This window comes from Streptomyces humicola (genome assembly GCF_024436035.1).
Classification (GTDB): domain Bacteria; phylum Actinomycetota; class Actinomycetes; order Streptomycetales; family Streptomycetaceae; genus Streptantibioticus_B; species Streptantibioticus_B humicola.
On sequence record NZ_JANFNG010000001.1, the window covers coordinates 92,307 to 114,965 of the forward strand.

General features: G+C 66.6%; 22 protein-coding genes. 9 read left to right on the forward strand and 13 right to left on the reverse strand.

Annotated features, from left to right (window positions below; translation table 11 throughout):
- Nucleotides 1-3: 3 nt before the first annotated feature.
- The 8 genes from NGB36_RS00470 to NGB36_RS00505 form a co-directional block, all read right to left on the reverse strand.
- Entirely contained in the window at nt 4-918 is a 915-nt protein-coding gene (locus NGB36_RS00470; protein WP_308288780.1) for a catechol 2,3-dioxygenase, read from the reverse strand.
- Nucleotides 918-1,370: a 2Fe-2S iron-sulfur cluster-binding protein gene (locus NGB36_RS00475; protein ID WP_308288781.1), complete on the reverse strand. Its 453-nt coding sequence runs from the start codon at nt 1,368-1,370 to the stop codon at nt 918-920. Before NGB36_RS00475 ends, NGB36_RS00470 begins: the two co-directional genes overlap by 1 nt.
- Nucleotides 1,285-1,659 carry a phenol hydroxylase subunit P4 gene (locus NGB36_RS00480; RefSeq protein ID WP_255917981.1) on the reverse strand — a complete coding sequence of 125 codons (375 nt, stop codon included), beginning with the start codon at nt 1,657-1,659 and terminating at the stop codon, nt 1,285-1,287. Before NGB36_RS00480 ends, NGB36_RS00475 begins: the two co-directional genes overlap by 86 nt.
- Nucleotides 1,611-3,143, reverse strand: coding sequence for a YHS domain-containing protein (locus tag NGB36_RS00485; RefSeq protein ID WP_255917982.1), 1,533 nt, complete (start codon nt 3,141-3,143; stop codon nt 1,611-1,613). The genes NGB36_RS00480 and NGB36_RS00485 overlap by 49 nt, the downstream gene beginning before the upstream one ends.
- A 14-nt stretch (nt 3,144-3,157) precedes the next feature.
- Nucleotides 3,158-3,454, reverse strand: coding sequence for an MmoB/DmpM family protein (locus NGB36_RS00490; RefSeq protein ID WP_255917983.1), 297 nt, complete (start codon nt 3,452-3,454; stop codon nt 3,158-3,160).
- Complete coding sequence (locus tag NGB36_RS00495; protein ID WP_255917984.1) at nt 3,451-4,470, reverse strand: ferritin family protein; 1,020 nt, start codon at nt 4,468-4,470, stop codon at nt 3,451-3,453. Before NGB36_RS00495 ends, NGB36_RS00490 begins: the two co-directional genes overlap by 4 nt.
- An 81-nt stretch (nt 4,471-4,551) precedes the next feature.
- Nucleotides 4,552-4,890 carry a hypothetical protein gene (locus NGB36_RS00500; RefSeq protein WP_255917985.1) on the reverse strand — a complete coding sequence of 113 codons (339 nt, stop codon included), beginning with the start codon at nt 4,888-4,890 and terminating at the stop codon, nt 4,552-4,554.
- Between the two features lie 261 nt (nt 4,891-5,151).
- Nucleotides 5,152-5,952 carry an IclR family transcriptional regulator gene (locus NGB36_RS00505; protein ID WP_255917986.1) on the reverse strand — a complete coding sequence of 267 codons (801 nt, stop codon included), beginning with the start codon at nt 5,950-5,952 and terminating at the stop codon, nt 5,152-5,154.
- A 272-nt stretch (nt 5,953-6,224) separates the two neighbouring features.
- Between NGB36_RS00505 and NGB36_RS33590 the strand changes: the two genes are divergently transcribed.
- Both NGB36_RS33590 and NGB36_RS00510 read left to right on the forward strand, forming a co-directional pair.
- Nucleotides 6,225-6,365, forward strand: a complete 141-nt coding sequence (locus NGB36_RS33590) for a group II intron maturase-specific domain-containing protein (protein WP_372509342.1) — start codon at nt 6,225-6,227, stop codon at nt 6,363-6,365.
- 579 nt (nt 6,366-6,944) lie between these two features.
- Entirely contained in the window at nt 6,945-7,922 is a 978-nt protein-coding gene (locus NGB36_RS00510; RefSeq protein ID WP_255917987.1) for an AraC family transcriptional regulator, read from the forward strand.
- Nucleotides 7,923-8,107: 185 nt separating this feature from the next.
- Here NGB36_RS00510 and NGB36_RS00515 read toward each other — a convergent pair whose 3' ends face one another.
- Nucleotides 8,108-8,800 carry an SDR family oxidoreductase gene (locus NGB36_RS00515; RefSeq protein WP_255917988.1) on the reverse strand — a complete coding sequence of 231 codons (693 nt, stop codon included), beginning with the start codon at nt 8,798-8,800 and terminating at the stop codon, nt 8,108-8,110.
- Nucleotides 8,801-9,389: 589 nt separating this feature from the next.
- On the reverse strand, nt 9,390-10,202 hold the full coding sequence (locus NGB36_RS00520) for an esterase/lipase family protein (RefSeq protein ID WP_255917989.1): 813 nt from the start codon (nt 10,200-10,202) through the stop codon (nt 9,390-9,392).
- Nucleotides 10,203-11,046: 844 nt separating this feature from the next.
- On the opposite strand from NGB36_RS00520, the gene NGB36_RS00525 reads away from it, so the two are divergent.
- Nucleotides 11,047-12,321 (forward strand): phosphodiester glycosidase family protein, encoded by a 1,275-nt coding sequence (locus NGB36_RS00525; protein ID WP_255917990.1) that lies wholly within the window; start codon nt 11,047-11,049, stop codon nt 12,319-12,321.
- Between the two features lie 503 nt (nt 12,322-12,824).
- On the opposite strand, the gene NGB36_RS00530 is transcribed toward NGB36_RS00525, so the two are convergent.
- Nucleotides 12,825-13,391 (reverse strand): MarR family winged helix-turn-helix transcriptional regulator, encoded by a 567-nt coding sequence (locus NGB36_RS00530; protein ID WP_255917992.1) that lies wholly within the window; start codon nt 13,389-13,391, stop codon nt 12,825-12,827.
- A 418-nt stretch (nt 13,392-13,809) separates the two neighbouring features.
- Here NGB36_RS00530 and NGB36_RS00535 point away from each other — a divergent pair, with 418 nt between their 5' ends.
- The 3 genes from NGB36_RS00535 (at nt 13,810) to NGB36_RS00545 (ending at nt 15,905) form a co-directional block, all read left to right on the forward strand.
- Nucleotides 13,810-14,259: an SPW repeat protein gene (locus NGB36_RS00535; RefSeq protein WP_255917993.1), complete on the forward strand. Its 450-nt coding sequence runs from the start codon at nt 13,810-13,812 to the stop codon at nt 14,257-14,259.
- Nucleotides 14,260-14,340: 81 nt separating this feature from the next.
- Nucleotides 14,341-14,670 (forward strand): DUF3040 domain-containing protein, encoded by a 330-nt coding sequence (locus NGB36_RS00540; protein WP_255917994.1) that lies wholly within the window; start codon nt 14,341-14,343, stop codon nt 14,668-14,670.
- A gap of 68 nt (nt 14,671-14,738) precedes the next feature.
- Entirely contained in the window at nt 14,739-15,905 is a 1,167-nt protein-coding gene (locus NGB36_RS00545) for a tellurite resistance/C4-dicarboxylate transporter family protein (RefSeq protein WP_255917996.1), read from the forward strand.
- Between the two features lie 30 nt (nt 15,906-15,935).
- Here NGB36_RS00545 and NGB36_RS00550 read toward each other — a convergent pair whose 3' ends face one another.
- Nucleotides 15,936-16,379, reverse strand: a complete 444-nt coding sequence (locus NGB36_RS00550) for a MarR family winged helix-turn-helix transcriptional regulator (RefSeq protein ID WP_255917997.1) — start codon at nt 16,377-16,379, stop codon at nt 15,936-15,938.
- Nucleotides 16,380-17,148: 769 nt separating this feature from the next.
- Between NGB36_RS00550 and NGB36_RS00555 the strand changes: the two genes are divergently transcribed.
- From NGB36_RS00555 to NGB36_RS00565, 3 genes are all read left to right on the forward strand, one after another.
- Nucleotides 17,149-19,083 carry a chloride channel protein gene (locus tag NGB36_RS00555; RefSeq protein WP_255917998.1) on the forward strand — a complete coding sequence of 645 codons (1,935 nt, stop codon included), beginning with the start codon at nt 17,149-17,151 and terminating at the stop codon, nt 19,081-19,083.
- 331 nt (nt 19,084-19,414) lie between these two features.
- Complete coding sequence (gene tmpA, locus NGB36_RS00560; protein ID WP_255917999.1) at nt 19,415-20,488, forward strand: 2-trimethylaminoethylphosphonate dioxygenase; 1,074 nt, start codon at nt 19,415-19,417, stop codon at nt 20,486-20,488.
- Nucleotides 20,485-21,048, forward strand: a complete 564-nt coding sequence (locus NGB36_RS00565; protein WP_255918000.1) for a phosphonate degradation HD-domain oxygenase — start codon at nt 20,485-20,487, stop codon at nt 21,046-21,048. Before tmpA ends, NGB36_RS00565 begins: the two co-directional genes overlap by 4 nt.
- 454 nt (nt 21,049-21,502) lie before the next feature.
- Here the strand turns inward: NGB36_RS00565 and NGB36_RS00570 are convergent, their stop codons facing one another.
- Entirely contained in the window at nt 21,503-22,213 is a 711-nt protein-coding gene (locus NGB36_RS00570; protein ID WP_255918500.1) for a dienelactone hydrolase family protein, read from the reverse strand.
- Between the last annotated feature and the right edge of the window lie 446 nt (nt 22,214-22,659).

The following is a 22,659-nucleotide window of genomic DNA, read 5'->3' on the forward strand; positions in this document are numbered from 1 at the left end:
GGATCAGGTAAGGACGGTGGTGAACCGTTCGTTCAGTTCGCGGCTGATGTAGAAGATGCCCTTCGCCAGCTGGTCAGGGGTCCAAGTGATCGTCGGGAAGTCAGGGTATGTGATGTAACCGCCCGAGAAGACCTCGTTCCGGTTGCCCGACGGATCGAAGAAGTAGATGGTCTCGCCACGGGTAATACCGTGACGGGTTGGTCCCACGTCGACGGACACATCGTCCATGGCGAACAGGTCGCCGGCGTGGCGGATCTCATTCCAGTCGTTGAGCCAGTAGGCGAAGTGGTGAAGCTTACCGTTGGGGCCCTTGATGAACGCGATGTCGTGCGGGGTGTTCGTGCAGAACATCCATGAGCCGATCAGATCCGCGTCGCGGTCCAGCCCGGTGACCACCCGCTCGGACGGCTTGAAGTCGAGGCACTCGGCGAAAAACCGCTCGAGAGTTGCCGGGTCTTCACAGGTGACAAGCGTGTGGTCGATACGGGGCACGCCCACGCCGACGAGGTGCCGCGGGAACGGGTCGGGATTGAGTGACCCGGTCTCCGTACCGACGACATCGATCTCGGAGTACAACTCGAGCACATGCTCTGACGGCAATACGACGCGGATACCGTCGCCAACGGACAGGTTCTCGCCCTTGCTCATGCGCTCGGTGACCGCACCGAAGGACTGGATGCGGTTCTCGAAAGCCGCGATGTCGTCGGGTGTTCGGCACTTGTAGCCCAGCTTCACCAGCCCGACGCCGCCTTCTTCGAGGACCACCGAGTGATGGTCGTACTCGTCCCAGGCCTTGAGAAACAGCTTGCCCGGCTCCTCGGCAACGACCCGCATGCCCAGGGTGTCGACGTAGTGCTTCCGGGACTCCTCGAGGTCCGTGACGCGTGTGTGCACGTACCCCAGTCGCATGACGCCCATCAGTCTTTTCCCTTCTGTACAGAGGAGTTGCCGCTCGATCCGCCCCGCACCGCTGCCGCGAGGAACGGCGCGACGCAGCGCAACCGGTCGTCCTCGCGAAGCCGAATCACCGAGTCGGTGACAGGGACCGCTCGGCAGGACAAACACACACCAGCAGCACGCTCATCCGGAGCGAGAACCTCATCGGACACTGTTACCGGATAGTCGACCGCGCCCTCGACGAGGTCGACCTTGCATATCCCACAGCCGCCGCGCTTGCACCCGACGCGGTAGGCGTAGCCGGAGCGGAACAGTCCGCTGAGCATCGGCTCGCGATCATGGAGTTCCACGGTCACGTCCGCTCCGGCTACAGTCAACCACGTCATGTCATGCCTCGAAGGTGAGCAGGCTCTTGTGCCCGACGCCGAGACTGGCGAGTGACATACCCGGCTGCGGCGAGAAAGGGTCGTCATCGAGAATCCAGGCTTGAGTCGAACCTGGCACAAAGCTGGGGTCGGACGCTGCCCACGGCTCGACCATCCCGGCAGTGAATTCAGCCCAGGTCATGGCCCGTGGTGCTCGGAAGCAAGCCGCTGCGCAGAACATCTCGTTGTTTCGCCAGAGCACGTGAACAAGCTGGTCGTCGCCGTAAAGTTCCTGCCTGGACCTCGAGGGGAACTCGTACGTTCCGATCGATTGCACCGCCACTGCGATCAGCTCTCCTTGGTTGTCGAGGCCACTGCCGGCTCGCTCGCGTGCCATCGCCGCCAGTCGAGGTGGTCGAGGGACCCGGTGTATTCGCCGTTGTCGCCATCTTGGATCCCGTACCAGGCAAGGACCTCAGGCACCGACGGACCACCGCAGTTGCCCTGGTAGATCTGGTGCACCGGCATCCATGCCTGGACGTACTTCTCCGGCTCCCGATCGAAGATCCACTTGCAGCCGTCGGAGCAGAAGTCGAAGCGCTCGCCCCTGTAGACGCTGTGCCGCTGGCACAGCGTCGTGGGGTCGCCGGGTTCGGTGAACACCATCGGAATTTGACAGGTCTGGCACAGCTGTGGCAGGCCCTGGAAGAAGAAACGCCCACCACCGTCAATGATTGCTTGAGCCTTGTCCCAGCGGGGCTTGTAGAACGTGTTGAACGTATCCGGATACTGCTCGGCCAGCCAGGCCCGCTCGCCAGCCTCAGGCACGGTCGTCGTGAACGCCGCGGCAAAGGAGAACGAGTACAGCGTCCAGTAAACCTGGTGACTGAGCAGGTCCTTCTCCGCGATCGCGTGCTCGACGTGGCGTGGTGGGGTGATGCCGTAGAACTCCAGGTCCTTAAAAAGGCCGCCCAGCATCTGCTCCTCGAAGTAGAGCTCGAATGCCTCCTTCCAGCTCATCACCTTCCGGGGAAGCATGTAGTCGAGCATGCCGGCGACGAGCGCGGTGACCCGATACCCGCGCCAGAACCATTTGTCAATCCATCCCTGCACGATCGGGACGTTGCCCTCATCCTGCTCGAGCAGGAACTTGATGGCCTCAAGGCCGAGCGTCATGTGCCGGCTCTCGTCACTCTGCGCAGAGAAGCCGAAGGTCATCGACGGGAGGTCCCCGTTGAAGCTGGCACCGCTCATGAACGGGACGAAAAGCAGGTTGGTCAACAAGTACTCGAAGGAGAATCCAATCGCGATGAGGAACTCGAACGGCCCAGCCGAGATGGCGTCGTCGAAGAACGACTTGGGCACCGAGAGGTACCACACTCGGTCATGCATCTTGCTCCATGAATGCAGACCGCCATAGTACTTGTTGTAGTTCGACAGCGTGTGGATCTCGGTTTGCGTGTGCCGCAACTCGTCGATCGACTGACACAGCGCCGCGAACCGCGGGCCCGGGCCGTTCAAGTGCCGTGCGAGATAGCCGAAATGGCGGTGTGCCTGGTACTCCAGCGGCGTCACGCCCTGGAGGAACAGCTTCATCGCGTTCAGGTAGCGGGCGTCCGAGAGCGTGAGGTGCCCCTGTGACTGCGCGAAGCCGTCAAGCACGGCGTAAAGCCGCTTGTCCTTCTCCGCCTGGTACTTGCAGTATGCGTCGATGGTGAGCCGGAACGGATCCTCCCACTTCGCCCAGTCATGGATCTTGATGCCTTCGAACTTCGTGTGCGGGAAGAGCTCTTCCTCGCTCACATAGGATGACTCCCAGTCAAGATCACGAGTCAGCGCCGAGTACCGCTGCTTCATGGAGAGCTTTTTCGTGTTAGCCATTGTCGGTCGTCTCCTCAGTGGTCCCACTTGATGACGATTTCGTCGTCATCCCACTCAGCGATGTGGCCGTAGTACGAGACAATCGCGAGCTGGAACTCGTGGGTCTCCCACGGACGGCCGAGCAGGTCCTCGACTGTTTGCCTTCGCACCACCAGGCGCCCAGGCGCCTGAATCTTCACGAGTCCGGGCAGGTAGCTGACGGTGGCGTCCTCATTGTCGCGTTCGATTGCCTCGACGACGCGGCGGGTGTCCTCCGTCGCCTCCTGGAGGTCGACGCCGACCTTGCGGACGTCAGTGGCTTCGCTGGTCATGCCATCTCCTCCGTGTTCATCGTGGCATCCAACGCCGCGGTGAGCTCTTGGGCTTGGCGTCGTACGGCGTCGATGGCGCCTACGTCAATGGCCCCGTCGATAGCAGTGGCCACCGCGGTGACTGCCTCGATCGCCTGCGGCAGGCGTGCGGTCACGATGGCGCCAAGTGCTGAGCGGTTGGCCGCACCGTGCTGCTCGTCCGTGACCCACGCGGCGATCAGCGCGTCGATCCAGCGACGGTGGTCAGCGAACCAGCCGGTAAGGTGCTGCGCTACCAGGCTGTATGCGCCGGCGCCGCCCAAGAGCGCAGCCTCGTCGAGGTACCGGTACAGCAGCGGATACAGCATTCGGTCAACAAGATCGAAACCGACGACCCCGGTGGCCCAGTCCCGTTCGACGAGCAGTTCCTCTACCAGCCGGCGCAGCCCCTGCAGGCTGCCATCGTCGACCCAGGCCCGCTTCGCGTCGGCAAGGGCGTCCGCAGTGCCGCCCGCGGCTGTGATACCAACCCTGCTGAGTAGTTGTGCATTGCCGATGCGGTCGAACGCCGCGTACGACAGGCACTGCTCCACGGTCGTGCCGTAGGCGAACCTCGCGCCGTTTACGGTCACAAGCTGAGCACCTGACTCGTAGTGGCGCAGGGGCACCATCAGCTGCATCAGCACGGTGCGCCAGCCATCGGGAAGCCGGTCGAACAAGTCGCGGCTCTCGAGGTAACCCAGCGTCTTACCAAAGGACTCGTGCAGCTCCGCGCGCGAGGCAACGTACGGCGCGTAGTAATACTGCCGAGGATCGGTGAAGGTATACGGATCGGTCAGTTTCAGCGCCGAGTAATCCTGGTCGTACAGCTCATGCGCGGGATCCCACAGGGGACGGTAGTGAAAGTTCTCCGTCGCCTGAACGTCGATGGTCCCTTCCTCGTAGCGACTCGCTCCGCGGTCTCCGTACCGCTCGATCAGGTGCTGAAATGTCTTGCGCCGCGGCTCGATCACCTGCTGGCGTAGCTCATACTGCACGATTCCTCCTCGGGTTAACTGCGACTGTGCGCCGGTTCCAAGCGGTCTGCCGCGGTCGTTCCGCAATGGGGAACGACGTGCTTAGCCAGCGGGGCTGCTGGTGGCGTCTGGATCAGTAAGGAGCAGCAGGAGAAGCGTCTCCACCTCCTCCGGGCTGGTCAGCTCACAGGGCTGGCTGGTGCCCACTCCATCGCCGAGCAGCCGGCCCAAGGCACGGCCCCGCGTGAATCGCGTAACCACCCGAGCACAGCGGTCCCGGTAGGCCAGACGGAATCCGAGTCGGCCGTCAGCAAGTTCGTCCTCCAGCGTGATCACCTCTCCATGGTTGGCGAGCACGGCATTGGCCTCCGACACGAGCTGCTCAGCCAGAGATCTCATCAGCACGTGGTCGTCCGCCCCGACGCCCACGGGTTTCGGCATGCTGGGCCTGATCGCTGGTAGTAGCCCCCGGTCGGGAGGTCTGCCGACGATGTGGGCCACACGGGCCATAAAAGGTGTCATCGCGACCTCCTCGATAGCGCGGCGGCGGAGATCCGTCGCTGGAGACACGGTGCGCCCATTGACCGAGCATCGCTGGCTGCGTTCCGCGGCGCGGAACAGGGGCCCATGCCCGAGGGCGCAATCCGCAGCGGATGCGCACGGTGAGCGCTCCCCTCAGCAGCCCCCGCTCGCCTACGGGCGTTACAGGTAGGGGGAGGAAGTGAACGGCAGGCGGCCGGCCAACTTGTTCGCTGCAAGGATGACGAGTCGTGCATAACCTTCGGCGTGGTCCGCCACGCCGAGGCTCGGCCCGTCAATGGAGATCGCAGCGCGGGCCCGCCCGGTATGATCACGTACAGGTGCGGCAAGCGAGCTCAGGCCATCCGCAGCTTCATCCCGGCTGACTGCAACGCCACGTCGGCGCGTTTCGTCCAGTGCGCGATCCCAACTTGCGGGCGTCGTTATCGTCGATAAGGTCAAACCGGGAAACCCGGCGGCCAGGCGACGTTGGGCGAATTCGCGGTCGAAAGCAGCTATTGCCTTGCCGGAACTGGTGGAGTGCGCCGGCAACCGGAGTGGAGAGTTGGCGAACACCCGCATACCGTTGGGCGAATGGAGTCGCTCAACGTAAAGGACGTCCACGCCGTCAGGCACGGCCAGGTGCACCGTGTATCCGGTCCGCTCTCGTAGATCCTCAAGCAAGGGCAGAGCAGATTGGCTGAGCGGGAATCTACTTGCCGCTAGCTGACCCAGTTCCATCAGATGGAGTCCGAGGTGATACCGCCCCGTCTCGGGATTCTTCGCGACCAGTCCGCTCTTGGACAAAGTTGTCAGCAGCCGGTGTACCGTGCTTTTCGCCACACCAAGCCGTCGGGCGAGGTCCGAAACGCCCAGTTCGCGAGCACCTCTAAAGCACGCAAGCAACTCAAAAGCTGTCGAAACCGACTTCAATCCACCATCGACGGTAACACGCTCAACAGTACCTGTGGTTCGATTGTGCATCGGCACTCCCGTCCTCCAAGGGTATTGAAGCTCGAGATCGTTCTCAACAGGCCAGTTCCGCGCCGGGGATCGCGCCCATGGACCGACCGCACCGGAAATGGCGCTCCCATGGGGCTCGAACCCGAAAAAGTTGCAGTTCTTCCTATGTGATGCGGGCTACTTGAATCCTGGGAGAGTAGAAGGGGCGCCGCGCCACAACAATCCGCTTTGCGCGACAGCGGTCCGGATCCCGCGGTGATGGGATCGTGGAGCGATGTACACGCCGCGTTTACATGCGTGTTGATCGGGTGTCCGCGGGTGGAGGCGCGCGTGAAGGCGCGCTGACCGACAGGTCCACACGCTGGCGAATGTCAGGCCTGGCGCGCGGTCTCAACCCGATGCTGCGGGGTTGGTGCTCTTACTTGCGGCACTGACGTGTCCGCAGCAACCTTCCGATATCTGGGAGAGTGAGCCTGGCTGCGAGTCGTTGCCTGGCTCGGCAGGCGACACCAGGCGCATCGTAGCTATGCCCATCGGCGCCGCTACCTCCGGGGGTAGCAGCCGATGCCGGACCGACCGCCAGTTCGACCCCGGCTCGGTCGCGAGCAGCCGCAACCGCTACCGGGGCCGCCGGACCCCGAGGAGACCATCAGTCCCCTCGTTGCAAGACGGATTGTTCCGGTTTCGACGCCGGCGACCAGGCCACAGCCCTATGCCGCCGCCACTGGCGCGTCACCCGAAGTCGCGAAACCTTCGGGCAATGTGTCGGTATGTCAGTCAGTCCAACTCACAGAAAACGGGCCCTGGTCAGTGGGGATAGCACATTACTGCCGGAGGTGTCGCCGGGCTGCTCGACGTTCACTTGGTGGGGCGACGGTGTCAGCCCGCAGGCGAGCGGAGTAGCAGGTATCACCAGGTACGCCGAGAAGCGGGACGTACGTCGGGAGTCTTGCATCGGATGAACGGAACCGGTAAAAGCTAGCTACGTGACAGTGCGTGAAGGGTGATGTGCGATGCGCGAGGAGCCGCTCACCGAGTACGAACAGTTCCGCACCAGCGATCTTGACTTGATTCGTGAGGTCAGTGGGCGGGTTCTCGTTCCCCACCGCGTGGAAGCTTTGGGGCGGATGTCCTCCAATGCCCGTCTGAATGCGGCATCGCTGGGCAGCATCACTCTGGCGTATCTGCGCTACGAATCCGACATGCGGCTGGAGGCGCCGACGACTGAGGCGAGGTACTTCTTCACCGTGCCGCTCACCGGGAAGGCGGAGGGAGTGCGGGGAAAGGGGGAAGTCGCCTCATCGGCGCGCTGTTCGGGACTTGCCTACCAGGCGGATGACCGCGGTGTGATCACCCTCAGTCCTGACTACACCATGTTCTTCCTGCGTATCGAACGGCCCGCTCTCGAACGCCAGCTCGAGGGCTTGCTGGGTCGCGACGTCGTCGCACCGTTGCGCTTCGAGTTTGCCATGGACCTGTCCCAGCCTCCCCTGCGCAGGTGGGTCAACTCTGTTGGTTTGCTCAGGTCGGAACTCGAGCTGGGCCCGGAGGTCGATCAAGCGCCCCTCCTGAGGAACAGGATAGAGGAACTCGTCATAATGGGCCTCCTGCTCGGTCAACCGCACAACTATGCGGAGCTGTTGCACAACAGCCACCATCCGGCTCGGCCGCGCACAGTGAAGCGCGCGATCGATGTTATCGAGCAACAGCCCGAGCGACCCTGGTCCTTGGCAGATCTCGCACGGGTGACCGGGGTGAGCGGGCGAACCCTCCAGGAGGGGTTCCAACGCTATGTCGACATGACTCCCACCGCCTATCTCCGCGATGTCCGGCTGCAACGTGTACACGCGGATCTGACCCAGGCAGCTTCGCATACCTGCGTTTCCGAGACGGCGTACCGATGGGGCTTCTCGCACCTCGGGCGGTTCGCCTCCGCATACCGACGAAAGTTCGGCGAGTCACCGTCAGAGACACTGCGGCGCAGCGTCTAACTGAAGGACCTGCTCAAACGCCGCCATGCGGCGACCTGCACTCGGACTGTCGCGACCACACGGATGCGCACTTTGGAGTGATCCACCAACTTCTCGATCACCGGAAGGGTTCAATCGATCATCCGCGGGTGGCGGGCTGCCTTCTCCGGGACAGGCCCCCACATCTCGGCGGTCGACGCGAAACCTCACCTGCGGGGTTCGAGAGGTTGCGACAAGGCCTCCTTGACCTGTCTGGTCCGCTGGTCGGTGAGGACCTCGACGTGGTCGTTCGCCAGGGCTTCCATGGTCTGCTGCGCGACGTCGTCCGCGCTGATCTTCGGCGCGTCGGTGAAGGAGCTGAGGTCCGTCTCCACGAAACTGGCGTGGACGCCGACCACGAGCGTCCCCTGTTCGCGCAGGCCTTGCCGCAGCGCGCCCGTCAACGACCACTGGGCCGCCTTGGAAGCCGCATACCCGGGGTAGTCCGGACGTGAGGCCCAGGACGCCGTCGACAGCATGTTCACCAGTGCGCCGCCGCCGTTGCGGGCCAGGATCGGGGCGAAGGCGCGGGAGACGGCCCAGGTGCCGAAGTAGTTGACCTCCATCGCCTGGCGCGCGCCGTCGAAGGAACCCGTCAGGAGCTTGGTGCCGAAACCTCCGATGCCCGCGTTGTTGATCACAATGGTGACGTCACCTGCGGCGGCAGCTGCGTCGGCAACCTCCTCGGGCTGGGTGACATCCAGACGTAGCGGAGTAACGTCCTGATCGCTCACGCTTGCCGGATCACGGACGCCGGCGTAGACCTTGGACGCTCCGTGGTCGATCAGCGCGCGAGCGAACGCGCGGCCGATGCCGCGATTCGCCCCCGTCACCAGGGCAACTGATCCTTTGATCTCCATCCGCGCTTCCTCCCTGCCCGCCATGCCGTGCCCGGCAGGCACCCGGGATGAGTGATGCTCTCGCGACCGGGATCAGCCCGGCTTGCACCGCACCGGACACGCCTATGCCCATCCGCTGCGTGCACGGAGAGCGGGCCATCGACCCCAGGTTCGGTATGGGTTTCTTGGCCGCGTTTGAGGGCGATGCCGGGCGGACAGGCAGTCGTGCGCCTCGGCACACCCTGGAGCGTGTTTCCTCAACTTCAGCCTGCACCGGGTGCGGCGGCTTTGCATTCGAACAGACCCCGGTTTCTCACGGGAGCCACTTGGATAGCTCTACCCGCTGCGAAGGCCCGGTGCGCTACCACGCCGAGGCGGTCGTGGGGCTCGACCTGTTCGAGTCGTCCGTGGGCCACTGTGGCGGCTTACTCGGCGGGTGCCGGTCGCGGTGACGCGGGCGAAGAATCGCGCGGACAGCAGCGTACGGCACCGAGCTGGCGACTACGAGTGATCACCGTGTCGTGTGCCGGTCACCGAGGGCCAGGCGGTGGCCGCACGCGTCAATGCATCGACCCACCTTTGCTTGCTGACGTCGCCATCGAGAGCGTGGTCATCCCGCTGCCTGACCGGGTTGCCCCTTCGGGGGAACCGCACTGATGTCGGCCAGCAGTGTGCGGATCTCGTCAATGGCCGGCCTGTGGATGGGGAGGGACAGATGGCCGACTCCGCGTACGAGGACGTTGCGAACGTCCAGGTCCGGATGGTCGATGCGCGCCCTGCTGGTCGGGATGACGGCCTCGTCCAGATCGCTGTAGAAGGCGACGAACCGTGTGCGGCAGCCGACGGCCGGCTCGGCGAGCTCTCTCAGCACGTCGCTCCCGGGCCGCATCTGGCGCAGGTACGGGTGGGCAGGGACCCATGCCGCTGCCGTGGTGCCGCCGTGCGGTGTGCCCAGGGTGATCAGCAGCGTTACGTGCGCGTCTCCGCCGAGCCGCTGTACGTAGTAGCGGGCGATCAGCCCACCCAGGCTGTGACCTATGACACAGACGGGTCGGCCGCCGCTGTCGACGCGTGCCTGCTCGACCTGATCGCCCAGTGTCCGAGCCGCCTGGCGGATGTCGGGCAGCACTCCGTTGGTGACCGAGATCAACGCACCTGCGCCGCAGTCCCGCAACCCGCGGCGCAACGCCATGAAGACCGATGGCCGGTCCGCCAACCCGTGGACCAGCAGTACCGGCAGCCCCGGCCCGGCCGACGCTGCCACCTCGCACGACGTCGGCGGCCTCGGTGCCGACTGGCCCAGTCGCCCGGCCAGACGTCTCAGCCCACCGGCGGTCAGTTCCGCCGGGATCCCGGCCACCCGGACTGCAGCCCAGCCGGCTTCCAGGGCGGCACCACGTGCGATCACCCACAACGGCGTCATCGAGATCAACGCCTCTCTCAGAACGCGGGTGCTCTACCCGCACGACCTCCGGCGCCACTTGACGGGTCACACGCACACGCGGTGGCAGACCGCCGCACGTGACCGGCAGGCGCGTCGTCAGTCGATAGCGGAGCGAGGGTCCCTGAACCTCGCAGTGGTTGTGAGCGGACACGCTACGCACGCTTCGCGCCCCTGGAGGCCACCGAGTGACAACCCTCACACCCGCCCATGAGGAGGTTGGGCATGGGCGAACCCGTGCTCACGGGAGGTCGTCACTGGACGTTTTGGGAGTGTTCGTTCAACTTTGGGCCGCGGCTTGACGCCACTCCGTGCGGGTGCACGGGCGGGGCGTCGTCAACAAGCCGGGGACGGACTCGGCCAGGACGCTATGACCGACGAAGCGCTCGAGAGTGGCGCGGGTGTCATCGACCTGCTTCGGCTCCGACCCGGCGGACAGGGCCTGACGCGCGTCGTACCCACGACTTCGGTGGGTGCGGCGGGACAGCGTCCGTCCCCAGCTCCCGTCCCAGTTCGAGCGGCTGGTGCGCCGTGTGTTCGTCTGCATGACCAGTTGAAACCAACGTGCAGCCGCCGCCCACAGACCCTTCCGAGCAGGCAAGGCCTGGCCTGCCACCGCAATTCACCTATGGCATAGGGATCGGCCCGAACCTCGCCCGTGAGCCGGGCGGCACCGCCGGCCGGTGGATCCTTCGTCCGCGGTCGCGCGTGACCTCGTGAATTCCTCGAACGGTCAGCGGGTATATGCCAGTTGTCCGCTCGCGGTTGCCCGAGGGTGTGGTGCCATGCCGTGGTTGTCGGCTGATGGCGGACCGGTGGGGGAGCCATGACGCACCGCACGCATGCTCGTTCCGACCTGATCCGGCCGCGCCGCGTTGCTGTGGTGATGGCGGTGTTCGCCGCCACCGCGGCGCTGTTGGCAGGTGCCGGGACGGTGCACGCCGCGGCCGTCGAACGCTTACGGCTCGGCGCGGCGACCTGGATCGCGCCCGGGGTGGAGTACGAGTCGTTCTCGATCACCACCACGCGAGATGTCGCATACGGGCACCTGCTCACCGCCGACCTGAGCAACCGCCATGTCTCCGTCGACCTGTTGACCCCGGGAGCTGTCACCGCGCGTGAGCCGCTGAGCGAGATGGCCGACGCGCAAGGCGCCGTCGCGGGAGTCAACGGCGACTTCTTCGACATCACCGAGGCGCAGCATGCCGACGTGGCGGCCACCGGTGCCGCCGATGGTCCGGCGATCGGACACGGGGTACAACTCAAGGCGGCGGTACCGGACGGACAGCGCTTCGGCCCGGCGATGCCGCCCAGCGACTCGGCGCAGGACGTGATCGCGGTGGCGTACGACGGCGTCGCCCGCCTCGACCGGCTGGCGCTCGCAGGTTCCGCGTCCTGGCCGGGCGGATCGGTTCCATTGGGCGGCTTCAACCAGTACGCACTGCCCGTCGGCAGCGTCGGCGCCTACACCTCACAATGGGGGCAGGTCTCGCGGGAGCGCGCAGTGTGCGGCACCGACATTGACCGGGCTGCGCCATGCACATCGGACGCATATGAGGTGACGTTGCGTCAGGGGAGGGTGAGGGCCGTGTCGGCGCAGCCGGGGGCCGGCCCCATCGCACCGGGCACAGTGGTGCTGCTCGGCCGGGAGTCCGGCGCGCAGGTACTGCGCCGGCTGAGGGTGGGTGAGCCGGTCCGCGTCGGCGCGCACCTCATGGCGAGCGATCACGTGCCGCTGCGGTTCGCTGTCGGCGGCTTCCCGATCCTCCGGGGCGGCACGCCGCTCGCCGGACTCGACGATACGGCGGCGGCAACGCGCACGGCTGCCGGATACGGCAACGGCGGACGGCGCTTGTATCTGCTGGCGTTGGACGGCAGTGCGGAGAGCGGCGCCGGACTGACCGTTGCCGAACTCGCCGACGTCATGCACGGGCTCGGCGCGGTCGCGGCCGTGAACCTCGATGGCGGAGGCTCGACGACACTGGTCGCCCGTCCTCCCGGCAGCAGTCGGGTGACCGTGCGTAACCACCCGACGGGCGGCGCCGAACGCCCTGTCCCGGAAGGCATCGGGATCTTTTCGGGGGTCGCGGAAGGCCGCTGACGCTGAGCTGATCCGGGGGGTGCTCGCCGGGGGATGCATGCTCTCGTCCCGAGAGACGCGCAGAGACGCGCAGAGACGCGCAGGGTCCTCTCCCGGAGCAGTAGGGGGCGCGTTCCGGGAGAGGACGTCCGGTCACCGGGGCCGATGCCCCGGGCGGCAACGGAGTCGTCGCGTACGTGCCGTCAGGCCGGGAAATGCTCTGCCGGTGATGGCAGAGCTCGTGATGGATCACGGCCTGGACACCGGCGTGCCGGCTCCCTCGCGACTCGGCCGAACGCACCACGTTCGTTCCGTAGCGCTGTTCCAGACGTCGCACCTTCCACCAGGCCACGCTGCCCAGCCAGGCGACGAGGAAGATCGTCACAATGGCGTACCCGATCTTCGCGGCAGCAGCGTTCCGCAGTCGCGCGCTCGTGCTGCCCGGTGAGCGGCGTTCCGTCCTTCGAGTGTCTGGGCCGGGTTTTGTACGGGCATCTCGCTATGCCGTACCACGCCCCGCGCGGTCACGGGTGATCGATGAACAGATCGGGAGCGGATAGGGGGTCGATGGCCGGCTCGTCCGCAGCGGTGATGAGTGCCTGCAGCGCCTGGACGAGGCCAGTGCGCTGGTCGGCCGGGAGGCGCGCCACGATCGTGGCGATCTCCTGGTGCCTGCGCGTCATCACCTGCGCGACCAGGTTGCGGCCGTCCGCGGTCAGGCGGAGTACCACCTCGCGACGGTTGCCGGGATTGACCTGGCGGTCGACGAGGCCGAGCGCTTCCAGTTTGTCGACGGTTCGCATCGCGGTCGAGGGGTTGACTGTCAGGGCTGCTGCGAGCTCCGCCAGCTTGATCGGTCCTTGGGCCTCCAGGACGACAAGGGTCCGCAGCTGCTGCACGGTCAAGGCAGGAGTGATGTCGGCGAGTGCGCGCGCAGAAATCGCGACGAACAACCGGGACGCAGCCATTACCGCGGCTGCGACGTCCGCCACGGCCCCGTCCAGGTTCGCACGGCTCGCACGGCTCGCACGGCTCGCACGGTCCGCACGGTCCGCATCGGATGCGGGTGCGTCGTTGCTGTGCTGCCTCATGGCGTCCTTCTCCCCGTCTGGCCGCGGCCCACAGCGACCGAGCGATCAGCTCATACTCGCGAGAATGTACTGCATCATTGCTGGACGCAATAGTACAATAGGGAACGTGGCTCCGGACCGGCTTCGGGGGCGGCCGGAGCCATCCAAGGGGTGATGCTCATGGACACTGAACCATCCGCGAGGCGACTTCTTCACGTCCCCGCGGTGCGGGCAGGGATGGGAATACCAGACCGGACACGTCGCGCAGGCCGCTCGCCTGCACGTCTGCTGACGCCCAGGCGCATCACTTCGGGGCGTGCGCGGCGCACAGCGCATCTTCGACGCCCTCCGTCAACGTGATCCGGGCACATCAGGTTCGGGCACGCGACCAGATGAACTTCACAGCACGATCTAATGCATTTGAGAGGAAGCGAGCGGCATGTCTGACCTCTCCCATCGCCCCGACATTGCCGGTCACCCCGATGTGGCCGAGATGCGGGAACGCTATGCCCGGGTGGCGGGCGGCCGCCAGGCCGTCGCCGTCGACGGACTGATCCTGCTGACCGGGCTGTACGCGGCGATCTCACCGTGGGTCGTGCACTTCCACGCGCTGCCCGACATCACCGTGAACAACCTCATCGTCGGCATCACCCTGGCGATCATCGGCCTGGGCATGACCCTGGCAGGCGACAGAATGCTCCGGCTGAGCTGGACCGTCGCCGCCATGGGCGTCTGGGTGATCATCTCGCCGTGGGTCGTGACCGCCGGACACGGCGCCTCGCCGGGGATCGTCTGGAACAACTGCTGGATCGGCGGCATCGCCTGCGCCCTCGGACTGGCCACTCTGGCCATGGTGAGGGCGGCCGATCGCACCACCGGCAAGAAGTAGTGCCGAACCGGCGCGGCCCGGGCTCGCACCACCGCGGCCGGCCGCGCCCTGCGGCACGGGGATCGCCCCCGGGAGGTTCCCATGAGTCTTTCCATGCACGACCGGCGGGTCCTCGCCGACATAGAGGAGCGACTGACCGAGCACGACCCGCAGCTTGCGCTGATGCTCAGCTCCTTCGGCAAGGCGACACCCCTGCGCACAGGCCTCCCGCGCCTGCTCCTGCGCCGCCACGCCGTTCTCCTGGCCACCGCACTGTTTCTGCTCCTGGCCGCGCTGCTGCTGGTCGCCGCAGTCGCCGTTCGCAGTCCGGTGGTCTTCATCGCGGCGGTGAGCATGGCAGGTGCCTCCGCATCGCCGAAGCTGATCGGGTTCTGGCTGCGCCGCCCGCGCACCCGCCGCGCGGCCGGCTGACACCGGGACCGCCCCTTGCGGCGTCAGTCGTGAAAGCAGACCTCCATACCAGCGACCGGATGGAGCCCGTGACAGCACGTGTACGCATCGTCGCAGCGGCCAGGCGGCTGGCATTCGCCGAACCGCCCGGCGCCGCGGCGGCGGTGATGGCCGGCGGCGTGCTGTCACTGTGCTTCGGGATGACCGGGCCGCAGTGGCTCTCCGATGCCCTGCTGGCCGTGACCGCGACCGTATGGGTCGTCCTCATCACGGCGTTCGCCGCCTGCCCGGTCTTCGACCCGGCCCGATGGACCCGCGAGGCCGACCTGCCGCCGGCTCTCACTCTGGTCGCCGGCACAGCTGTGCTGGGATCCCGCACCCTGACGCTTGGCCAGGAAGCACTCGCCCAGGGCTTGCTGATCATCGCGACGCTGCTGTGGATCGTCCTGCTGCCGGGGGTTCTGCGGCACTGGCAGACCCCCGCCACGGGGTCAAGTTTCCTGGTCTGCGTCTCGACGCAATCGCTTGCTGTGCTGGCCGCCCAACTCGCACGGCGAACGGGCGATCGGTGGCTGGCGTTCCCGGCCGCTGCCGCCTTCGTGCTGGGGCTCGCCCTGTACGCCCTCGTCCTTGTCCGCTTCGATCTCCGGCACCTCGTACGGGGCCGCGGGGATCAGTGGGTCGTGGGCGGCGCCCTGGCGATCAGCGCTCTGGCGGGCGCCGCGCTGTTGAACGGCGTGAGCGCGGGCGGCAGTATCTGGAGCGCGGCGCAGCCTGCACTGCGCACCATTACGCAGGTGCTGTGGTGGGCCGCGGTCGCCGCCTACTTCCCGCTCGCCGCGAGCGAAGCGGGATGGCCTCGCCTGCACTACGACATCAGCCGTTGGTCCACCGCTTTCCCCCTCGGCATGCTGGCCCTGACAGGCCTTTCGCTGTCCCCGGTCATCCGCAGCCAGCCACTGCACGACGCCGCAAGCGCGCTGTCCTGGCTCGCCATGGCCGTCTGGCTGACCGTGGCGGCCGCGGCGCTGAGGCGAGCACGACCCACCGCCCGCCGCCGTCGCCGGTCCGGGAGCTGTCGGCGACATCATCTCTTCCCGCGAGTTGTACCCGTCGTTTACCCCAGGTACGGGCGAGATGGCGTGGACGTGCGGCAGGGCATGCTCGCCGGAGCATCTGCAGACGCTGCTGAAGACCTGCCAATGGCTCGCGTCCCGGGCGAGCTGACCGCCCGTCACGGGCGGCAGACGGACTGAGCTCCCTGCGACGGTGCGGAGCCTGCGAGCTCAGCAGCGTTCGAGGTGCGACGCCGGGTCGGTCAGCGGGTCGATGGCGGGTTCGTCCGCAGCGACGGTGAGGGAACGCAGCGCCTGCACGAGACCGGCGCGCTGGTCGGCGGGCAGACGGGCGACGATCGCGGCGATCTCCTCGTGCCGGCGGGCCTGCACTTGTTCGACGAGCCGGTGCCCCTGCGCGGTCAGGCGCAGGATGACCTCGCGACGGTTGCCGGGATTGACCTGGCGGTCGACGAGGCCGATCGCCTCAAGCTTGTCGACCATGCGCATCGCCGTGGACGGGTTGACCGCCAACGCGGTCGCCAGGACGGCGAGTTTGATCGGTCCCTGGTTCTCCAGGACGACCAGAGTGCGCAGTTGCGGCAGCGTGAGCGTGGCATCGATGTCGGCGAGCGCGCGGGCGGACAAGGCGACGAACAACCGGGACGCCGTCATGACCGCAGCAGTGACCTGTGCGACATCGTGATCGAGATCTGTACCGTCTGCACCCGGTGCACCCGGTGCATCCGCGTCGAGCGGCCGCCGACCGCTGCTCGCCTGGTGTCCCATAGGGCCTTTATATCGCGTGCCTGGACAGAGCATCGATCGTCGCGCACACACATCCCTATCTTCCTATCTTAATTATTGCGGACTGCAATGGTACAGTGGTCGCAGGCTGGTCCCGGCGTGGGCGCTGCCGGGACTGGAGAGGGGTGGTGACCGTGAACGGACAACAGCTGCACGAAGCGTATTCGTTCGTCTGTCTGCGCTGCGGGCATGGGTGGGAGCAGGAGTACGAGATCGTGCACTGCGTCGATCCGTCGCGACACGAGCACGTCCAATACTTCGTGGGCGCGCATTGCGTTCCCTCGCCTCTGACGCGGGCCACGTGCCCGTCCTGCGGCGGCCGGCAGATCCGGACACTGCGGTACGGGCGCATTGACTCGGCCCGCCTCTACCACGACTGATCGCCCGCCGAGGCAGCCATCCGGCTGCGGCGCGTGCAACGGAGCCCGCGCCGGTCACCGGGACACAGCTGCGGCGACTGGCCCGTGCGGGCCGCGATCGGCGGTCATCCGGCCCGTACGGGGCCTTATCCCATCACGGGCAGTGCCGCCCGTAACCCAAATGTCACAAAGGCAGGACAGTGCTGTCCGCACGGGGGCTTGAGCCCGGGCGGCTGTGACGACCGACCAATTAAGACAGCGAACAGCGGAGGTGTTCCGTGGCGCAGGCCCATGCTGCCCGGATCCGGAAGAAGGACAACGCGCGGCGGCCCATCGGCCATCGCCATCAACCGAAGGTGGCGCACCTGGGCGACTTCGACGTCTCGCCACGCGTGGTGGTGATATCCCTGCTTGCGCTGCCCATCGGCGCCGCCTCGGCACTGGTGGCGGCCGGCCTGCTCAAACTGATCGCCCTGTTCACCAACCTCGCCTTCCACTTCCGCTTCGGCTTCGCGACCAGCGCGCCCGGCGACACGCCGCACCGGTGGCTGATCCTGGTGATGCCGGTCATCGGCGGCCTGGTGATCGGGCTGATGGCCCGGTACGGATCGGAGAAGATCCGCGGGCACGGCATGCCCGAGGCCATCGAATCGATCCTCATCGGCGGCAGCAAGGTCCAGCCCCGCGTCGCCGTGCTCAAACCGCTCTCGTCCGCGATATCCATCGGCACCGGCGGGCCGTTCGGCGCCGAAGGGCCGATCATCATGACCGGCGGGGCCGTCGGCTCGATCGTCGCCCAGTTCCTGCGCGTGACCGCGGACGAACGCAAGACCCTGCTGGTAGCCGGGTCCGCCGCCGGGATGGCCGCGACCTTCAACGCCCCCCTGGCATCGATCCTGCTCGCCGTCGAACTGCTGCTGTTCGAGTGGCGGCCCCGCTCCTACCTCCCCGTGGCCGTCGCCGCAGTCACGGCGACCATCGTGCGCGGACCGATCCTGGGCACCAAGCCGATATTCGGCGGCGCGCACGTCCCGGTACACCTGCAGATGTCCGCATATGGACTGTGCATCGTCGCCGGAGTGGTCGCCGGACTGCTCGCCCTTCTCGCCACCGCGCTGGTGTATTTCTCCGAGGACACCTTCGCCAAGCTGCCGATCCACTGGATGTGGTGGCCCGCAATCGGCGGCGCGATCATTGGCGTCGGCGGGATGATCGAACCCCGCGCCCTCGGCGTCGGCTACGACGTCATCGGTCAACTCCTCACCGGCCAGGCAACAGTGGGCCTGATCATCGGCATCCTGGTCGTCAAGACCCTCATCTGGGGACTGTCACTCGGCTCCGGCACCTCCGGCGGCGTCCTCGCCCCCATATTCATGATCGGTGGTGCCCTCGGCGCAGCCGAGGGCCTGATCTTCCCTCATGTCAGCCCTGGCTTTTGGGCCCTGGTCTCGCTCGCCGGAGTGCTCGGCGGAGTGATGCGCTCACCACTGACAGGCATCGTGTTCTGCCTCGAACTCACCCACGAGATCAACGCCATCATCCCCATGGTCATCACCGCCTCGTCCGCCTACCTCCTCTCGGTGATCGTCCTCAAGCGGTCCGTGCTGACCGAGAAGATCGCCCGACGCGGCCTGCACCTGACACGCGAATACTCCGTGGACCCACTGGAAGTCCACCTGGTGCGCCACATCGAGACCCCCCACGTTGCCGCGTTCACTGCCGACCAAACTGCCGCCGAAGCCACCGCCATGCTTCAGACGGCACACCAGGGCAAGGACGCGGACGGACTGCTGGCCCAACGGCTCTACCCGGTCCTCAACCAGGACGGACGCCTGACTGGGGTGGTCACCCGCGCCGAACTCCTGCACGGCGACCCGCAAGACCTGCGACCACTGGCCGAACTCGCCCGGCCGGCCATCACCGTCCACTCCGAACACACCCTCCGCGAGGTCGCGTCCACCATGGCCAGGCACACCGTGACCCGAGTCCTGGTCGTTGCACAGGACGAACACCAAACTGTCCAAGGCGTCCTCAGCCTGAGGCAACTGCTCCACGCCCGCCGCATCGACCTGCACGAAGAGCACCACAGCGAACGGATCCTCACCCTCCGGCTGCCACGCAACCCCCGCCGAAGCACCACGGATCCCACCGGCAGCTCCGCCGCAACGCCGGAGCACGAGGCGCAGACCAGCAGGGTCGGATCCGCTGCCTGAGCACTGACCTCGTGCCGACCCTGCCCTTGCCGATAACCTAATGGGAGCAGCCGGGTCGTGGAGACTTGGTGCCGTAGCCGCCAGCACGGCCGTGATCGCCTGGAGCTGCAAAGCGCCTGATCCGAGATTGCGCGTGACTTTTGGCACCCGACAACGCTCTCCCGGGCCGGCTGGGACGATCCGGATTCGGTGGGCCTCGAACGGGGCGTCTTGGCCCACCGACGGGTGTTCAAACCGATCGAGCGAACTCAGTCGCGTCGGCCGAACAGGATCGTGCCGAAAGTTGTCTATACAACTTTTCATTCGGGGCTCGTCCAACCAGGAGGTCCTCATGTCCGCCCCCACGCTGCTGCCACCTCTGTGGCTGCGGGACAACTGCGGCTGCGCCGACTGCCGCGATCCGCGCAACGGGCAAAAGCTGTTCCAGATCGACGAGCTGCCGGAGGACCTGGCCGTGGCCGAGGCCAGGGAGCTCGACGGTGGTTGGGAGGTGCGCTGGGCGCCGGACGGTCACAGCTCCTTCTATCCACGTGAGTTCGCCTTCGCGCTCTCCGAGGCCCCGCCGGATCCACGCACCGAGACGGCCAAGCAGCTGTGGCAGGCTGCTGACCTGACGGGGTGTCTGCCGGAGGCCGAGTGGACTGCCTACCGGCAGGATCCGGCCGTGGCGGAGCGGGTGCTCGGCGATGTGGCCAGGCTCGGCTTCTGCCTGCTCCGGGGCGTACCCGCGACCAGCGGTAAGTCGCTGGAGGTCGCCGAGAGCTTCGGCTTCGTCCGCGAGACCAACTACGGGCGGCTGTTTGAGGTCCGGGTCGAGGAAAATCCGAACAACCTGGCCTTCACCAGTGCCCGAATCACCCCGCACACCGACAACCCCTACCGTGACCCTGTGCCCACCCTGCAGATCCTGCACTGCCTTGCCAACGAGGTGGAGGGTGGCGACTCGGGTCTGGTGGACGGCTTCGCCGCAGCCGCACTGCTGCGCGCCGAGGACCCCGAGGGCTTCGCCGTCCTCACCCGCACGCCCGTACCCTTCCGCTTCGCGGACCAAAACACCGAGTTGAGCGCGGAACACCCGCTGATCGCGGTGGACCCGCTCGGGCAGATCCGCGAGGTGCGTTTCAACAACCGCTCCACCGCGACGCTACGCCTACCCGCGGTCGAACTCGACGCCTTCTACCGCGCTTACCGGCGCTTCGCCGCGCTGCTGCTGCGCCCCGCACTCCGGCTCGACTTCAGGCTCGTTCCCGAGGACTGCCTGATCTTCGACAACACCCGCCTGCTGCACGCGCGAACTGCCTTTGACAGTGGTGGCCGACGCCTGCTGCAGGGCTGCTACGCCGACCTTGACGGACTGCTCAGCACACTGACCGTGCTCCGCCGTGACCGGCAGGACCACGCATGACCCTCGATGACAGTCGCCAGATCCTCGACATTATAGAACGACTATTCGAAGGGCCCGGCGCCGGGGAGTACCTCGGCGAGGAGGTCACCCAGGCGCAGCACATGCTCCAAGCGGGAGCGTTGGCCGAGGCCGCCGGGGCACCCGCCGCCTTGATAGCGGCCGCGCTCTTGCACGACGTCGGGCACTTCCGTGGCGAGATCAGTGGCGCGGAGCTGATGGCCGGAACGGACAATCGACACAGTCACACCGGCGCGGACTGGCTGGCCCAGTGGTTCGGCCCGGAGGTCACCGAACCGATCCGGCTGCACGTGGCCGCCAAGCGATACCTGTGCGCGGCCGAACCCGACTACTTCGGCCAGCTGTCGCCCGCATCCGTCCACACCCTGGTGGTCCAGGGCGGCCCGATGTCGGAAGCGGAGGCTGCCGCCTTCGCCGCCCACCGCTGGGGCGCGGACGCGGTGCGCCTGCGCCGCTGGGACGAGGCCGCCAAGGACCCGCAGGCACCCACGCCGCACTTCTCGCACTTCCGTCCCTTGCTCGCGCAACTGCTGAGCAGGTGATCGACGGGACTGACTGTATGCGGTTGCCACGACATGCCGCCGCTGCGGTCCGACCTGTCCGTGGTTGGAGTTGGAAGGCGTGGATCAAGGCCAGGTCGCCCTCGCCGGTAGTCTGACGTCATCCTCCATCTTGGCCTGCCTTTATGCGTGCGGGAGGAGAGTTCGGCGGCTTGCTTCGCGGCTCGTTCGGCCGCATGTTCTACTCGCTCCGTACATCCTTGGACGCTCTACCAGCTCAGCGCGCTCATCGCCGAGGTCAGCGATCCGTGCAATGGGGTTTGGCGCATCTGGGGGGGCGCGAAGTGCTGCGTGGAGGCCGGGGGAGTACGCGCGCAGGTGGGAGCGGAGTCCCGATGGCCGCTGCCCGCTACCGACTCAGGACACTAGGTTGGCCAGGCGCATCTCCAATGATGCGCGTGCCCCGGTCTTGAGCTGCTGGTCTGCGGTCTCGTGGTCAGCGGGTGGCGCCGAGTTGCGCCCAGAGGAATTCGAGAGTACGCCGCCAGGCCAGGGCGGCCTGCTCGGGGGCGTAGGTCCCGAGCAGGTTCTCGTCGTTGAAGAACGCGTGACCGGCCGGATAGAAGTAGAACTCCGGCTTGCGACCCGACTCCCGCTCGATGGCGGCAGCCATTTCGCGGACCTTTGTGGGCGGAAGGAATTCGTCGTACTCGCCGAAGTGCCCCTGCAACCGGGCGGACAATTTCGAGAACTCCGGACTCGGGCCGGGAACGATTCCGTAGAACGTCACCGCCGCGCCGATCCTGACTCCCTGCTTGGCGGCCAGGAGAAGTACGAAGCCGCCGCCCATGCAGAACCCGACAGTACCCGCCGTGCCGCCGGTGACCGCCTCGTGACCGAGCAGGAAGTCCACCGCGCCGGACAGGTCGCGGACGGCACGGTCAACCGGCAGCTGCCGCATGAGCGTGGCCGCCTCCTGGGCGTCATGGGTGGTTCTACCGCCGAACAGGTCGGGGGCGAGCGCGACGAACCCCTCGGCCGCCAGACGGTTGGCCACCTCGGCGATGTGGTCGGTCAGCCCCCACCACTCCTGGATGACGATGACGCCCGGGCCGCTGCCGGACTGCGGCAGTGCGAGGTAGCCGTGCGCGCTGGACCCGTTGCTGGGGAAGGTGACGTTCTGCCTGGGGTTGTCATCATTGACCATGTATCCGATCGCATCATGGGCGGCTGCCGATCGCATCTGATCCTTCATGGCGAGTGATGGTGCAGCGCCCGTTTGGTGTGATCGCCCACAAGGGTGATTGGCCGATGCCCCCATCGGGTCCATGGCCCACGTGTGTTGTCCTGCACCAGTCCCGTCGTGCCCCTTGGCCGGCACGGATGAATTCTCGGCACACGCACGACCCCATGTGCGGGCGATCAGTGCGGGTGGGCGCGGCTGACGACCGTACGCGCCAGGACGTCAGTGGCGTCCATGACGGGGCAGCGCACCAGGGCTCCCCTCAGTGAGCAGGAGTGGGATCTCGGTGCACGCGCCACCGCGATGTCGGCGACGGGCCGTGGCGAGCGCTTCCACGGCCTGTGAGATCCGGGCGCGGGCCGGTCCGGTTCGCCACCGCATGATGTCTTGCTTATTCCCTGTGGTTCTGG